The organism is Polynucleobacter sp. KF022, assembly GCF_027924105.1.
Classification (GTDB): Bacteria; Pseudomonadota; Gammaproteobacteria; order Burkholderiales; family Burkholderiaceae; genus Polynucleobacter.
The window spans coordinates 1,834,670-1,849,624 of record NZ_AP026972.1 but is presented as its reverse complement, the minus strand read 5'-3'; the positions used below and the strand labels follow the sequence as shown (position 1 = coordinate 1,849,624).

Sequence of the window (14,955 nt, the reverse complement as noted above, 5' to 3'; positions counted from 1 at the left end):
TGTCTTAGGCTGGCTTACTGTTCTCAATCATCTAAGGTGGCTACTTGTTATGTCGTTTAAAACGACAAATTATTTAGACTCTCTTCTCAATCTTGTAGATGCGCTATATCTATCCGCAGGATGTGTGGTGACTGTTATTTGAAAGGCTTCATTGGCTGTATCTATATAGCTACGCACAATCTTCAGTGCTGGCGACTTAGCCTTTGCCTGTAAGAGCTTGGCGAATTCTTCGTTCAGCAGAATGGCAAATACATCCTGTTTAATTTCCGCAATCTTTCTTCCATATTCTGATTCAATCAAGTGACTAATTAGAATGCTTGGATTGTCTTTTGCGAGCTTAGGAATTTTTTTATAGCTTGCGTCGATATAGATTTCAGTAAGTCCCATGGGCTCATCTGGATTTTTGTCGCTGAATCTAAGGCTACATAGTTTTAGCCATTCTTTGCCGACACTACATCCAAGCTCCTCAGTCAATTTTTTGTTCGCTGTGATTTTTTCATTTGAGTAGATAACACGAGCATGTTTTTCACCAAACTCCGTTAAGTCCTCAACAGAGCTAACAGTTTGCTTATATCCCGCATTGGGAGTTGCTGACTCAACCTTTGTGCCAGCTTTTTTACGCCTAGAAACCATTCCAACAGCCTCTAACTCAGCTATTGCGGCTCTTACGGTATAGCGGCTGGTCGAATATTGTTCAGCTAACTCCAATTCCGTTGGAAATACGCTACCAACGGGAAACTGCCCTTTTTTAATAGCGTTTTGAAGGTTTTGGGCTAATTGGAGGTATAGCGGCTGGCTCATGTTGAAATTTTACTTGACATTATGTCCGTACATATAGAGAATTATTATGTACGGACATAATAAAAGTTGGAGAGAGACATGAAAAGCAGTTTTTCGGCGAGCACAGTAATTGATTCAATTTTGTTTAGAGACGCATTTGGAACTGCGGCAATGCGTGAGATCTTTTCAGATAAGGCTTTAATTCAGCGCTATATCGATATTGAGATAGCGCTGGCAGTGGCGGAGGCAAAGTGTGGAGTAATTCCTAAAGAGGTGGCAGATGAGATCGCCAAGAAATCCACAATCGATTTAATTGACTTTGATTTGTTGAGAAATGAAACGGATATTGTTGGATATCCAATTCTTCCTTTGGTTCACCAGTTGGTGAAGATGTGCGGTGAAGCCGGTAAGTTTGTTCACTGGGGCGCCACTACACAAGACATCATGGATACCGCAGTCGTCTTACAGGTTCGCTCTGGCCTTGAAATTGTTAAGCAAGACATCAAAGAGCTGCGCAAGATTCTGGCATCGATGTCAGAGAGGTATCGCAATACCCCTATGGCCGGACGTACTCACTTACAACAAGCCCTGCCAGTCACCTTTGGCTATAAGTCAGCAATTTGGCTTGCGATGATGGACCGTCATGCTGAACGTCTAGCGCAACTTGAGCCTCGAGTTTTGGTGGGCGAATTTGCTGGCGCCGCAGGAACGATTGCTTCATTGGGCGATAAGGGTTTAATTGTTCAAGAAGCATTAATGAAAGAACTTAATTTGGGCGTGCCAGTAACCACTTGGCATGTGGCTCGCGACGGATTAGCTGAGGCAGTTAATTTCTTAGCATTGGTTACTGGTTCACTGGGAAAGATTGCTTACGACATCATGCTCATGGCATCTACTGAGTTTGCCGAAGTGTATGAGCCATTTGTAAAAGGCCGTGGTGCTAGTAGCACAATGCCACAAAAACGTAATCCAATTAGTAGCGAATTAATGTTGGCAGCTTCTAAGGGTGTACGTCAGCATTCTGGATTAATGCTTGATGCCATGATTCAGGATTTTGAAAGAGCGACTGGACCGTGGCACGCAGAGTGGATGGCGATTCCAGAAAGTTTTGTATTAACTGCTGGAGCTCTTCATCAAGCTAAGTTCATGCTGTCAGGGCTGATTGTGGATGAGAAGAAGATGCTTGAGAACCTTAATCTCACCAAGGGCTTAATTGTTGCTGAAGCCGTGATGATGGGTATGGCGCCATTTATTGGTCGTCAACAAGCTCATGATGTTGTATATGACGCTTGCCGCGATGTTAATGAAAACGGTGGCACTTTGTCAGAAGCACTCCAAAAGATTCCAGAAGTCACTAAGAACTTTACTAAAGAGAGGATTGAGGAGTTAACCAATCCGATTAATTACTTGGGTATGGCCCCACAAATGGTGGACAAAGCTGTTGCTCATTCTCGCTCATTGAAGTTTTAATTAATTTAGAAATTAGGAGATACAGATGTTCAAAAAAATATCAGCACTATTGGTTGCCTTGCTATCTTCCGTAGCTATCGCCCAATCTGATTATCCAAATCGTCCAATTACTTGGGTTGTACCATTTGCTGCTGGGGGACCAACGGATGCTTTGGCTCGTAGCATTGCTGATGTGACAAGCAAGCAGCTTGGCCAATCCATCATTATTGAAAACACGCCAGGTGCCGGTGGAACGATTGGAGCAACTAAAGTGGCTAGAGCTACGCCAGATGGATATACATTTTTAGTTGGTCATATGGGGTATATGGGCGCTGCCCCAGCTTTATACAAAAAGTTAAATTACAACCCGGTGGTAGATTTTGAGGCGGTATTCCGTTTCCCAGATACGCCGTTAGTGCTGATGGTAAGAAATGACCACCCAGCAAAGAATGTGAAAGAGTTGTACGACTATGCCAAAAAGAACCCTGACCAAGTGTTTATGGGTAATGCCGGCCTTGGGTCAAGTTCACATCTGATTGCTGCTTTGGTGGCTAATGCTGCTGGCGCAGATGTAAAGCATGTCCCTTACAAAGGGGCTGGTCCGGCATTAATTGATGTTGTTGGCGGCCAGATTGATGGCATGTACGACCAAACAAATACAGCTTTCCCGCAAATTACAGAGAAACGTGTTCGCGCGTTGGCTGTGACTTCAAAGGCACGATTGCCACAACTCAAAGATGTTCCTACGCTAAACGAAACAATTTTGCCTGGCTTTGAAGCAAGTACATGGTATGGAATTTATGCTCCTAAGGGCACGCCAAAGGCGGCTGTGGAAAAAGTTCAAAACGCATTCTTAAAAGCCATGAAAGATAAGGCTTATACCGATAAGCTCCAGTCACAGGCTATACAGTTGTTGCCGGAACAGCAATACCTGGGCTCCTCATTGGCAAAACACACTGAAGCAGAGGTGGTGCGCTGGAGAGCTGTTGCTGCTAAATCAAATTTAGCGATGGATTGAGTATCCTCGGCCTTGGTCGATTCCACCCCGGGCCACCAAGAAATACTAAAACCACCTTCGGGTGGTTTTTCATTTGGGGATGCACTGTTAAATACGCCATCAAAATTACTCTCTAGTTGGTTTCGGTGCTAGATACAATCTATCTAACGGGCTGTAAAACTTAACAAGATAGTATTAATTAGGTGCTCAAAAATGAAAGAAATTTCAATCAGTGATTTATCCTCTTTTGGATTGTTGATGGGCTTTATCGTGGTGTTTTTCGTTTTGATTGTTTATCACGGCTTATGTTTGTGGGGCGCCCAATCTATGTACCATCGACATGCCAGAATATTAATTGCTAAAAAACAATATATTCGAATGGAAATTTTTTTCTTTATGGGTTTATCCGCACTAGCACTCATTCATTTGAGTGAAATTGGCATACTATCTCTCTTGGGGCTAATACATGGGGTGGCATCAAGCATTGACCACGCCATTGTTGTGATTGGTGGCATATACACAACGATTGGATCCGAGCAGGCTGTTTCTAATTTGCCAAGTAGATATCGAATTCTTGCTGTAGTACTATCAATGAGCAGCCTTTTTTGTTTTGCTTGGAGTACCGCTGTAATGATGGATATGATGCGAATTTATCGCAAAATAAGTGCTTCAGATGGGACAATTGTTAACAATGATTAGATCTAGTCTAGAGCTGGATAAGCTCTCCTGAGCTCCTGGTTCGATTCTGCCCCGAGCCACCAAGAAACATCAAAACCACCTTCGGGCGGTTTTTTATTGCCTTCTTGCTTATGAGCGCTTGTTTTGTATAGTATTTGCATATGACAAATCTCAATCAGCTCCCTACAGATCTTCCAATTCCTCAAGATGATGGCTCAACCAATCACTTGAAGGGAATGAAGCTGCCCAATATTTCTTTAACTGCCACCAATGGTAAGACTGTTAACTTTGGCGACATCAAAGGTAAATTAGTTATCTACTGTTATCCAATGACAGGGCAGCCCAATGTTGCCTTGCCTGATGGTTGGGATCAAATTCCTGGGGCAAGAGGTTGTACGCCGCAAAGCTGTTCCTTTGGAGATCACTATCAAGAACTTCAGGCATTGGGCGCTGAAGTAGTGGGCTTAAGTGTTCAAACGACTGAGTATCAAAAAGAGATGGCCGATAGACTTCACCTCCCATTCCCGGTAGTTAGTGATGTGAACTATCAATTTCAAAAGGCATTGAATATGCCAACCTTTGTAGCGGCTGGAATGACATTACTAAAGCGGGTTACTTTAATTGCGAATAAGGGCGTGATAGAGGCAGTTCACTATCCAATCTTCCCAAGTGACAGCGATCCAGCCTGGGTGATTGAATATTTGAAAAGCCATTAGGTCAGTATTTGTCTGGGTCGATTCAAAGAAATTCATGGGTATACTTGAAGGCATATGAAAAAAATAACACTTAATTTATTGGCACTAGCCACCGTGCTTTTGCTTGGCGCTTGTGCAGGCGCAAGCACATCTTCACCCGTTGGAGTTACTTGTCTTCCCGGAATACCTGTGCAAGATAAAAATCCAGATTGCACTGGCGGCGGTTAAACAAACCACCTTCGGGTGGTTTTTTATTTAGCGAGATAGACATTCATATAAAAAATTGGGGGACGGCATGTATAAGCTGATTGCATTTGATGCCTATGGCACTTTATTTGATGTGTATTCCATGGGGCAGTTGGCAGAAGAATTATTTCCGGGTCATGGACAAGCTTTTGCTTTGATGTGGCGTGACCGTCAAATTGAGTACACCCGCTTAGTAACAATGAGCGATCCCAATCCTGCTGGAAGCAAATACTATCTTCCATTTTGGGAGTTAACTATTCGGTCGCTACGATATGTTTGCAAACGTATGGGGTTAAACCTCACAGAGCAATACGAAGAACGACTGATGGATCAGTATGCAAAGCTTACCGGCTTTGAAGATAGCTTAGATGTTCTTAAGGCAATAAAAGAAAAAGGAATTTCTACTGCTATTTTGTCTAACGGCAGTAGAGAGATGCTAGCCACGGTGGTGGAAAGCAATGGTCTTAAGCCGTACTTAGATCAGGTGGTGACTATTGAGGATGTGCGCTTATTTAAAACAGCGCCTCAAGCTTATGAGCTTCTGTTAAAAGCATTTCCAGTAAAGAAAGAAGAGATCTTATTTGTCTCTAGTAATGCCTGGGATGCACTTGCAGCCAAATGGTATGGGTTTGATGTGTTTTGGGTGAATCGTCTTGGGCACCCTTTTGAAGAGATTGGCGAAAAACCAAACTATGAAGGAACTTCCTTAACTAAAGTTTTGGAAGTGATTTAAGGAAAAAACATGCTACTGATTACTGCAATTATTGCCTCAATCTTGACCATCATTTTCGTTAAGCTCTCTTTTGCAGTCATTGGGCTCAGAAGAAAAAATAAAGTTGGCCTAGGAAGCGGGGGTCACGACGATCTAGAAAGGGCCATTCGTGCACAAGGTAACTTTGCCGAGTATGTACCATTCGGTTTAATTTTGATTGCTTGTCTCGAGTTAAATGGCGCCCCTTGGTGGTTCGTTGTTCTACCAGGGATAACTTTAATCATTGGACGTTTAATTCATGTCAAAGGCATTCATGAGCCGCCCCCCAATTTTAGTAATCGCGTATTAGGGATGAAATTTACTTTTGGCACTCTCATTACGCTGGTTGTCTTAAACTTGGGCTGGTCCTTGTACGGTTTGGTGGCATAGGGATCAAAAAATCTGAAAATAGAAGCGTTTAAGTTTTAATATTTAATCATTACAAAGAGTTTTTATTTATTAGACAGTCTTCAATCGGGATAAAGCGATATGAAAAAATTATTTCTTGCTGTAACAGTAAGCTTGGTTGCTTTAGGTTTAAGTGCTTGTGCCGCAAGTTCCACTTCACCTGTTGGAATTAACTGTGACTATAGTCAAGGCAAGCCCTTGTGGGAATTGCCGGTAGATTGTCAGGGGCGTTAGTGGTGATTGAGCTTGCCTGATCTCATTATTCAGGCCCTTGTTCTGGGGGCTTTGGGCCTGGGTGCTGGTGTATTGGGTGGCGTCATTGGCTTTGGCACCACTATTATCTTGATGCCTGCTTTGGTCTATTTTTATGGACCTATTCAGGCAATTCCGGTCATTGCTTTGGTTGCTACCGTAGCAAATCTCTCGCGCATTTTTCTTTGGTGGAGCGTTATTCAGTGGCGCGTTTGTTTAGTTTATAGCTTAGCTGCCATCCCATTCACCGTATTAGGTGTTAATACTTTAGTGCGGCTTGATGAACGTCTCATCGAAATGACTTTAGGAGTCTTTCTGATTGTATTAATTCCTATTCGTCGTTGGATGCGTAAAAAGAATTTCTACCTATCACTATGGCAGATGGGTTTTGTTGGTGCCGCTATTGGCTATTTAACGGGAATTGTCGCGACTACGGGTGCCATCAATACCCCTTTCTTTTTGGCTTATGGCTTAAGCAAGGGCGCCTTCTTAGGAACAGAGGCGGCAAGCACTTTATCAATTTTATTTACCAAAGGCATTGCTTTTCATCAGCTGGGTTTTTTAAATATAATGGCCATCATTCAAGGGTTTCTGATAGGTGCTTGTGTTTTAGCCGGCTCCATTTTCTCTAAAAAAATCGTGCTCGCATTGCCGGAACATAAATTTTTAATATTGATGGAATTGGTAATGCTGATTTCTGGACTTTCTATTCTGTCGATGTCCTTTTAGTGAATATCGGTATAAATCACTAGTTTGATAAAAGTGATATCCGGTTATAATTTTTATAAGCAGGAGAGTGAGGGTTTCCCTCCACCGAAGGCGCAAACTCCCATGAACGCTCAGGTATCCACCAGGAAGGTACTGCTTATCCTAAATAGCCGTCTGGAGAGCCACCATTTTGATGGTGCACCGAAGGAGCAAGTTCTAAGCCACGCTTAGGGTGAATCTCTCAGGTATCAAGGACAGGGGGAGCGGCATCCATCAGCGCGGCATTAGCTCGTGTGGTGGACTGCTTTGGGAGAGTCTCTATGCATATTCAGATTGAATAGTTCACGAATTTTTATCGTGCCGCAAATGCGGCTTTGAATTCATCTGTATTTCCCAATATCGACTTTGATTTTGGGCGCTAACTTATTAAGGTAAATGTATGACTAATAAATTTGTTGAAGAGGCTCCTTATCACCCTGGTTACGAAGATGCTGGCTTTAAGGGCGCATCCTCGCCACTAGCTGCGGAAATTGATCGCTTTAGAAAAAGTAATTCTCGTTACTTAAGTTTTGCTGATGTGATCGTTGATTTTTGTGCATCAGATCAAAATAAACTGCACGCTGCTAAGTAATTGAAAAATAAATAAGCCACCTTTCGGTGGCTTATTTATTTACTGAATCTTTAGATTTTTATAGATCCAAATTATCCAGGGCTAAATCTTCCAGGTGGCCAGTTTGGGCCCAGGCATCTACCTTCCAATCCAATCCGTTATGGCTGATCCAGTTGAGGGAAGCGTTGGGCACTGCAACGGCCTTTTCGGCCTCTAGCGCTTGATTGCTTGCGATACGGTACATCATATCTAACGCCCCACCATGGCTTACCAACAAAATCGTTTTACCGATATGCTGGACGCGAATTTCCTCAAGCGCAGTGTTGATGCGATTAGCAAATTGCTGAATGCTTTCTCCGCCACGTAATTCTTCGGCAATATTTCTGCTGATATGCGATTTCCAAAGCTCTGGTTCAATCTGCGGCGCTTCATCAGTAGTGAGTCCTTGTAGCGCACCAAGATGCCGCTCCCTGAGCGCTGCATTGGTAATTGCGGTTGTGCTAAACAGTTGCTCAATTGCTTTTGCGGTTTTAGCTGCCCGCTCAAGATCGCTGGTATATAAAACATCAAATGCAAGATTAATTTTTTTAAGAGCATGAGCCATTTGCTCTGCTTGAGCAAGTCCTCGAGCATTTAGGCTTATATCGGTGTGGCCTTGTAGGCGACGTGCGGCGTTCCAATCCGTTTCACCGTGACGCACCAAACAAAAACGAGTAGTAGTCATGCAGCCATCATAAAGACTTAATTATTTTTTAGAGTCCAGGCGCGTGGATTGTGCTCAAAGCCAATATGCCCATAGTATTCATTTGCCTTAGGCGCAGCGAGAAGCACGATCATGCATTCAGGGCCTAGTCGAGATTTGGTTTCTTCAATGAGTTGCTTACCAATTCCAGAGCGTTGATATTGCTGATCAACCGCTAGGTCTGCCAGATAGGCAACATAGGCAAAGTCAGTTAATAATCTAGAAATGCCTACTAATACTTCACCATCCCAAGCGGTAATCGTGAGATTAGCATTTTTGATCATGGCCTCAAAGGTTTGTACGTTATGAATGGGGCGTCGTTCTCCAAGCGTAGAGCGTTTGTAGAGGTCTATTGCTTGCTGAGCGGTGATGATGGCATCGTCGCGGTATTCAATCATTTTCATTTTCTATAGATAGCTGATCACCAATGGTTAAAACCCCTGAGCTTAGGACTTCAGCTCGGATACCGCCACGCCCTTCAAATGCTTCCATAAAGCTTGGTCTGCCGAGCAGTTGGGCGGGTCTTTCGCATGGCGTGCAAAGTTCTGTGCCCAACAGCTGAATGCTACCCAGCTGAAATCGTTGCCCTACGAAGTCATTGAGCTCATCTGCAGTGATCCCCTTGAGTACGACATTGCGACGTGTTTCAGCACCATGAAAGCTGGGCTCATCACCGGCCTTTAGCCAGTCATTTGCCGTCTCAATTCCCGATAGGCTAATTAAGCTAATGTGACGCACCTTGGTAGGCTTGCTTGCGGAGTAAGCCCCTGCGCCCAAAGCATAGCGGTCACCCTTAATGCCCATGCCAGCGATTATTTTGGCGGAGTTCATCTGCTTCATATGCGTACCTGCTGCAGTCGCAATATAAATGGCTGTTATATGGGCATTCAATTTCATGGTTAGTCATTGAATATTACAGCCCTCATGGGAGATTGTTAATACAATCAATTGAACACAAGAAAAAGGGTGATGGTGAGCAAAGAAACCAAGGGAATGTTGATTGGCTTTATAGGTATTCTGATCTTTAGCTTAACGCTGCCGGTTAGCAAAATTGCTGTTTTAAGTTTTAACCCTTATTTCATTGCTTTTGGAAGAGCAAGCTTGGCAGGCTTAGTCGCGCTAGCATATCTTGCCTATAAAAAAGAAGGCATGCCGACCCAAGTCGAACTTACAAAGTTTGTAGTGATAGCCCTAGGCGTTGTATTTGGGTTTCCTATTTTTACCACTGTAGCAATGGCCCATGGCTCTTCATCTCATGGGGCTGTTATTTTGGGAATGATGCCACTTGCTACAACGGTAATTGGGGTGCTGCGCTTTAAAGAGCGACCTTCATTGGGTTTTTGGCTGGTATCTCTACTGGGCGCTGGCCTAGTTGTTTTATATGCATTGCTCAAGAGCTCAGGCAGCTTTACTTATATTGATGGCCTTTTGGTCTTGGGCGGCATCAGTGCATGTGTTGGTTATGTAGAGGGCGGCGAGCTTTCAAGAAAGATAAATCCTCGCACAGTTATTTCATGGGCATTGGTAATCTCATTACCCATCAATTTAGTGATGGCTTGGCTGACCTATAGCCCAGAATATATTGATGCAGGTGCCGTAGCATGGATCAGTTTTATGTATCTCAGCATCTTCTCGATGTTTCTTGGCTTTTTCTTTTGGTATGAGGGCCTTGCGATTGGTGGCATTGCAAGAGTAAGTCAGGTCCAGTTAGTCCAGCCATTCTGCACTCTAGTGGCAGCCAGCATTTTGCTTGGCGATTCACTCACAGCAATGAACTTAATCTTCGCAGTTTTGGTAGTGTCTACAGTAATACTCGGTAAAAGAATGTTGGTGAGAAGAGTCTAGTCAATTTTTGTTTCTCACTTTTATATAGCGCTGTAATTAAAAAGCCCCAGTAACGGGGCTTTTTAATTATGCAGCAACAACTTTATGTTTGCTAAGTGCTCGCAATATTTTGCTTTTCTCTTTTGGTTTTGTGCTTGCTTCTAATAATTTAGTAAGCTGCGCTGTGTTAAGGGGCCCTAAACGCGCTTTACCAGTTTTGGTAAGCATAGAGTCGTTTTTTCTGGTTCTTTGGTTTTGGCCTACAGCCATAAATTTCCTAGAGTAATGGAATGATGAATCTCAAAGGCTTGCTCAAGAGATTCCCCTATCTAGGGCGCACAATAGTGATCACAGTCCAGAATAACAGTTAACACCTGCAGAAGCTATGATGTAACCATGATGAATTTACCCAGTTTAGTTTTTGCCCTTGTAATGGGCTTCTTAATGTCTCTGAGCATTACGCTTGCAACTACATTTGTCAGAGTAGGCCCTGCAGAAAATTTCTTTTGGTTATGGCTTGAGGTATGGGTAGTGGCGTATCCAGTGGCAATTGTCTGCATACTAATTTATAAACCTCTTGCAAGCAGGTTAAGCGAGAAAATTATTCAGGGCTTAGGCTCGCGTAAGAAAAATGATGGCCACAAGGATAATTAAATGAATATTCGAGCAAGGTATTTAGTCGTATGCATTAGCAGCATTTTTCTTTTATCCTCATGTGCCGCGGTATACACCGATGCGTCAGACGCCAATCACGTGACTTTTTTAAATAGCAGTGGCGAATCCATTGAACAGTTAACTAATAAGGCAAATGCTTATTGCCAGCAATACGGCAAGATCGCCTCATTTCGGAGTAGTGATACTCCATTGGTCGCCGTATTTGATTGCAAGATGCCGCGTTAGATTGCTTAGAGCGGCGGGTAAATTAGCCAGCTAAATCTGATTGATAAATTAGGCCAGCATGCTCTCTCAGGGCGTGGAATTGAATTGATTCCCAGCGCTGTTGAGCGACATCTAATTCTGATTTATGTGATGCCAGGAAAACGGATGCGCCTACGACATCTTCTGCCATGCGGTGAATGTTTTCTTGGGTAAATTTTTTCAGCGCTACAGGGTCATCAGAGCTAACCCAGCGGGCCAAGCTATAGCGGGCAGGCAATAGACGTACCTCTGCGCCATATTCTGTTTGCAGACGGTGGCTTACTACTTCGAACTGGAGTTGACCAAATGCGCCCAACAACATGGTGCCACCAGCCAGTGGCCTAAAGACCTGAATAGCGCCCTCTTCACCTAATTGCATTAGTCCAGTGCGTAATTGTTTTGAGCGTAATGGATCTGCAGACTCAACCATGCGGAAAATCTCTGGTGCAAAAAATGGCAGGCCGGTGAACTGTAATTGCTCCCCTTCAGTTAAGGTGTCACCAAGGCGAAGTAATCCATGATTGGGCAGACCAATGATATCGCCTGGAAAAGCTTCGTCCAAAATATCGCGCCTTTGCGATAAGAAGGAAAGCGCATTGTTTGTGCGTACCTCTTTGCCATTACGACAAATCTTGAGTTTCATGCCTCGCTGAAAATGACCAGAGCAGATTCTTAAAAATGCCACTCGGTCGCGATGCGCTGGATCCATGTTGGCCTGAATCTTGAAGACGACCGCCGAGAATTTATTTTCTGCAGGGCTGACTTCACGTTGTAGCGCTTTGCGTGAACCTGGTGATGGCGCTAGCTCAACTAATGTATTCAGAATCTCACGTACGCCGAAGTTGTTGATTGCCGAGCCAAAGAAAACAGGCGATTGACGACCAGCTAGAAAGGCCTCGAGATCAAAGGCAGGCATCGCCTCTTTAATTAGCTCTACCTCAGCCAGGGCATTTTCTAAGTCCGTGCCTAGACGTTCTTTCAGTGCTGGATCATTTACATCAACTACCGCATGTGAGTCTTCGGTTACGCGATCTTCGCCTGCTTTGAACATTCGCATCCGCATATTGGCAATGTCGATAACTCCCGCAAAGGATTTGCCCATGCCGACTGGCCAAGTAAATGGAACCACTTCAATACCGAGAGCGGTTTCGATCTCGTCCATGAGTTCCATTGGCGGCTTTACTTCACGATCCATCTTGTTGATGAAGGTGACAATAGGCGTATTACGTGCGCGGCAGACTTCAAGCAAGCGCAATGTTTGGGATTCGACACCATTGGCAGCATCAATCACCATCAGAGCCGAGTCAACGGCAGTTAATACTCGGTAGGTATCTTCGGAGAAATCTTGGTGGCCCGGCGTATCTAGTAAGTTAATGATGCAATCGCGGTATTCCATTTGCATTACCGAGCTTGCTACAGAGATACCCCGTTGTTTTTCAATCTCCATCCAGTCGGAGGTTGCATGGCGGCTTGCTTTACGGGCTTTCACACTGCCAGCAATTTGAATGGCGCCCGCGTATAGCAATAGTTTTTCAGTAAGCGTAGTTTTGCCGGCATCTGGGTGAGAGATGATGGCAAAGCTGCGACGTCTAAGTACTTCTGCGCCTGGCGTGCTGGAGGTGGAAGTTTCGATGGTAATTTTGCGCTACTTAATATCAGTTTGGACGCAATTATAAGCGGGCGAGCCGCTTCAGAATTGCTCTTCAGGCCTTACATATCGCCATTGACCTGGCGGCAGTGGGCCTAGTGAGATACGACCCATTCTGACGCGTTTGAGACCCAACACTTTGAGGCCCACCATCTCACACATCCGACGTATTTGGCGCTTGCGTCCTTCGCGCAATACAAAGCGAAGCTGATCTTCATTTTGCCAGCTTACTTGTGCGGGCTTTAGTGCTACTCCATCAAGCGAGAGACCATGTCTTAGGCGATCTAAATCTTCAAAAGAAAGCATTCCTTCAACGCGTACTAAATATTCTTTTTCAATGGGACTATTTTCGCCAATCAATAATTTGGCAATACGCCCATCTTGAGTAAGAACTAGCATGCCAGTAGAGTCGATATCCAATCTTCCGGCAGGTGCTAGACCTTTAGTGTTGAAGCGAGGATTTCTCCCTTTATCTAGGGGGCTGGCAAAGTAATTTTCTGGAGTAATCAAAGAGGCTGCAGGTTGATATTCTTGCTCATCATCGTAGTGAGATATGTAACCAACAGGTTTATTAAGGATCACGGTAATGCGAGAAGCTTGTTGCGCTTTGGCGCCAGATTGCAACTCTATTTTTTGATGACGAAAAGCACGAACACCCAACTCATTCACTACTTCACCGTCTACCGTTACGAGACCTTGCTCAATATATGAGTCAGCTTCACGACGTGAACACAGGCCTAGCTCAGAGAGTAATTTTGAGACGCGTACTTTTTCTTCCATGTACGCATTATCCGTCAATTACTAGCCTTAGGGACTTGATGGGCCTAGATCAAGTCCTGACAATATGAACGCTACAGGGCGCCTCTTCGACAATCTTAGTCATAGAGGTTCTCCATGGCGTTACCTTGTTAGGCAGCTTATGTGATGCTCCAATCAGAATGAGGGATGCATCATTGTCTTTCGCGAATTCTACAATTCGGGATGCTGGATCAAGAGCCTCTAGTACGTGATAAGAAATTCTCTCTGGCGGAAGCTTTAGCGGTTTAGCCCAATCCATTAGCTGTACTAAATGACCGCGCACAATACCGCTGGCAGTCTCACTCTCTTGGTTTCCTTCGAATGTTGGTGTGCTGTTAATGGTGCTCAAGCAAACTAATCGACTTTCAGGATAGGCATGCAAAAGGTTCTTTGCAGTAATTTGCATACGCTCTCGTAAGTCTTCATCTGACTGGCGAGTATCAATTGCCGCAATCATGAGGGGCGCGTCAAAGTTCCCCATGCTCGGACGTGGACTTGGGGAGGGTTCATAGCCAGCAGCTTTAAACATCCCCTTCAGGTTTTGCCAAAAACTAGGTGGCTCAACACGGTCAGCCCGCTCCGTTAGTGTGACGCCCTCGGGATCCCGCAGCACTTGCCGCAAGCGCGCAGCACTTTGGTAGCGATCTGCGGCACGAGGTTCAAGGCACCTTAAAACAACTTCTTGAAGCCAGCGAGGAATTTCTCTACGAATTGCCCTTGGTGGGAATGGCTCTGCCCACATTCTTCGACGTAAGCCACTCATTGATTGGGGATTACCAAATGGTAGTTCACCAGTCAGCAGCTCGTACATGATTACACCGATAGAAAAAATATCACTACGTGCATCAGAGCGAATACCAGCTACTTGCTCGGGGGAGATATAGGGCGCAGAGCCAACGCCTTTTCGCATTTCTTCGGCCAGCAAATCAGGATAGCGAGCATGATGTGACAAACCAAAATCAATTAGGGTTAACTTGCCCTTCTCATCAACCAAAATATTTTCAGGCTTAATATCAAGATGGATTGCATCTTGAGAGTGCAGTGATTGAACTGCTTGCGCAAGATCTGCGCCAATGCGGACAACTTCATCAATCGTAAAAACTTTACCTTCTTTAATGTAGTCCTCAAGAGGCCTGCCTTCCACCCATTCCATTGCAATATATGGACGCGTGGCCATATTGCCAGAGCCCAGATACTTTGGAACGTATGGGCTTTTAAGTGAGCGCAAGATGGTGAGTTCAGTTTCAAAGCCAATCAAGCTTTCTACAGGCTGATCTCTACCAACGCGTGGTATCTTTAGCAGAATAGGAACATCAATACCTTCTTTGGTTGCAGAAAAAAGGCTGGCCATTCCGCCACGATGAACTTCTTTGCCTAAGGTAAATCCATCAACTACTTTGCCTTCTTGAAATATATCGTCTACTGCTTCAATATCAGTATTAATTGCCATT

The 14,955-nt window shown here is 44.4% G+C and carries 20 protein-coding genes and 1 riboswitch; of the genes, 13 read left to right on the top strand and 7 right to left on the bottom strand.

Annotated elements, in window-relative coordinates:
• Positions 1–69: 69 nt before the first annotated feature.
• Entirely contained in the window at positions 70–801 is a 732-nt protein-coding gene (locus PKF022_RS09550) for a GntR family transcriptional regulator (protein ID WP_281776736.1), read from the bottom strand.
• A 78-nt stretch (positions 802–879) separates the two neighbouring features.
• On the opposite strand from PKF022_RS09550, the gene PKF022_RS09545 reads away from it, so the two are divergent.
• The 10 genes from PKF022_RS09545 (at position 880) to PKF022_RS09500 (ending at position 7,595) form a co-directional block, all read left to right on the top strand.
• Positions 880–2,250 (top strand): adenylosuccinate lyase family protein, encoded by a 1,371-nt coding sequence (locus tag PKF022_RS09545; RefSeq protein WP_281776735.1) that lies wholly within the window; start codon positions 880–882, stop codon positions 2,248–2,250.
• Between the two features lie 25 nt (positions 2,251–2,275).
• Entirely contained in the window at positions 2,276–3,247 is a 972-nt protein-coding gene (locus PKF022_RS09540; RefSeq protein ID WP_281776734.1) for a tripartite tricarboxylate transporter substrate-binding protein, read from the top strand.
• Between the two features lie 192 nt (positions 3,248–3,439).
• Positions 3,440–3,925, top strand: coding sequence for a hypothetical protein (locus PKF022_RS09535; protein WP_281776733.1), 486 nt, complete (start codon positions 3,440–3,442; stop codon positions 3,923–3,925).
• Between the two features lie 140 nt (positions 3,926–4,065).
• On the top strand, positions 4,066–4,620 hold the full coding sequence (locus PKF022_RS09530) for a peroxiredoxin (protein ID WP_281776732.1): 555 nt from the start codon (positions 4,066–4,068) through the stop codon (positions 4,618–4,620).
• Between the two features lie 54 nt (positions 4,621–4,674).
• A complete protein-coding gene (locus PKF022_RS09525) occupies positions 4,675–4,827 on the top strand; it encodes a hypothetical protein (protein WP_216231037.1) in 153 nt (50 codons plus the stop codon).
• A gap of 67 nt (positions 4,828–4,894) precedes the next feature.
• A complete protein-coding gene (locus tag PKF022_RS09520; RefSeq protein WP_281776731.1) occupies positions 4,895–5,578 on the top strand; it encodes a haloacid dehalogenase type II in 684 nt (227 codons plus the stop codon).
• 9 nt (positions 5,579–5,587) lie between these two features.
• Positions 5,588–5,986, top strand: a complete 399-nt coding sequence (locus tag PKF022_RS09515; protein ID WP_281776730.1) for an MAPEG family protein — start codon at positions 5,588–5,590, stop codon at positions 5,984–5,986.
• A gap of 99 nt (positions 5,987–6,085) precedes the next feature.
• Positions 6,086–6,238 carry a hypothetical protein gene (locus tag PKF022_RS09510; protein ID WP_281776729.1) on the top strand — a complete coding sequence of 51 codons (153 nt, stop codon included), beginning with the start codon at positions 6,086–6,088 and terminating at the stop codon, positions 6,236–6,238.
• A 6-nt stretch (positions 6,239–6,244) separates the two neighbouring features.
• Positions 6,245–6,985 (top strand): sulfite exporter TauE/SafE family protein, encoded by a 741-nt coding sequence (locus tag PKF022_RS09505; protein WP_281776728.1) that lies wholly within the window; start codon positions 6,245–6,247, stop codon positions 6,983–6,985.
• A 143-nt stretch (positions 6,986–7,128) separates the two neighbouring features.
• A riboswitch (glycine riboswitch) is annotated at positions 7,129–7,232 on the top strand.
• A gap of 171 nt (positions 7,233–7,403) precedes the next feature.
• Positions 7,404–7,595: a hypothetical protein gene (locus PKF022_RS09500; protein WP_216231032.1), complete on the top strand. Its 192-nt coding sequence runs from the start codon at positions 7,404–7,406 to the stop codon at positions 7,593–7,595.
• Positions 7,596–7,653: 58 nt separating this feature from the next.
• On the opposite strand, the gene PKF022_RS09495 is transcribed toward PKF022_RS09500, so the two are convergent.
• The 3 genes from PKF022_RS09495 to PKF022_RS09485 are packed head-to-tail and all read right to left on the bottom strand — an operon-like array spanning position 7,654 to position 9,213.
• The gene (locus PKF022_RS09495; protein ID WP_281776727.1) at positions 7,654–8,298 is read right to left on the bottom strand and encodes a histidine phosphatase family protein; all 645 of its coding nucleotides are present in this window, start codon (positions 8,296–8,298) and stop codon (positions 7,654–7,656) included.
• Between the two features lie 17 nt (positions 8,299–8,315).
• Complete coding sequence (locus tag PKF022_RS09490) at positions 8,316–8,720, bottom strand: GNAT family N-acetyltransferase (protein ID WP_348773168.1); 405 nt, start codon at positions 8,718–8,720, stop codon at positions 8,316–8,318.
• Positions 8,707–9,213, bottom strand: a complete 507-nt coding sequence (locus PKF022_RS09485) for an MOSC domain-containing protein (RefSeq protein ID WP_281776726.1) — start codon at positions 9,211–9,213, stop codon at positions 8,707–8,709. Before PKF022_RS09485 ends, PKF022_RS09490 begins: the two co-directional genes overlap by 14 nt.
• A gap of 72 nt (positions 9,214–9,285) precedes the next feature.
• Here PKF022_RS09485 and PKF022_RS09480 point away from each other — a divergent pair, with 72 nt between their 5' ends.
• From PKF022_RS09480 to PKF022_RS09470, 3 genes are all read left to right on the top strand, one after another.
• Entirely contained in the window at positions 9,286–10,161 is an 876-nt protein-coding gene (locus PKF022_RS09480) for a DMT family transporter (protein ID WP_281776725.1), read from the top strand.
• Positions 10,162–10,536: 375 nt separating this feature from the next.
• Positions 10,537–10,794 (top strand): DUF2798 domain-containing protein, encoded by a 258-nt coding sequence (locus tag PKF022_RS09475; RefSeq protein WP_281776724.1) that lies wholly within the window; start codon positions 10,537–10,539, stop codon positions 10,792–10,794.
• Positions 10,795–11,040, top strand: coding sequence for a hypothetical protein (locus PKF022_RS09470; RefSeq protein ID WP_281776723.1), 246 nt, complete (start codon positions 10,795–10,797; stop codon positions 11,038–11,040).
• 22 nt (positions 11,041–11,062) lie between these two features.
• On the opposite strand, the gene PKF022_RS09465 is transcribed toward PKF022_RS09470, so the two are convergent.
• From PKF022_RS09465 to PKF022_RS09455, 3 genes are read right to left on the bottom strand one after another with little or no spacing between them, the layout of a single operon-like run.
• Positions 11,063–12,691: a peptide chain release factor 3 gene (locus tag PKF022_RS09465; protein ID WP_281777501.1), complete on the bottom strand. Its 1,629-nt coding sequence runs from the start codon at positions 12,689–12,691 to the stop codon at positions 11,063–11,065.
• Between the two features lie 57 nt (positions 12,692–12,748).
• Positions 12,749–13,486: a pseudouridine synthase gene (locus PKF022_RS09460; RefSeq protein WP_281777500.1), complete on the bottom strand. Its 738-nt coding sequence runs from the start codon at positions 13,484–13,486 to the stop codon at positions 12,749–12,751.
• A 49-nt stretch (positions 13,487–13,535) separates the two neighbouring features.
• The gene (locus PKF022_RS09455; protein ID WP_281776722.1) at positions 13,536–14,954 is read right to left on the bottom strand and encodes a serine/threonine-protein kinase; all 1,419 of its coding nucleotides are present in this window, start codon (positions 14,952–14,954) and stop codon (positions 13,536–13,538) included.
• Position 14,955: the final 1 nt, after the last annotated feature.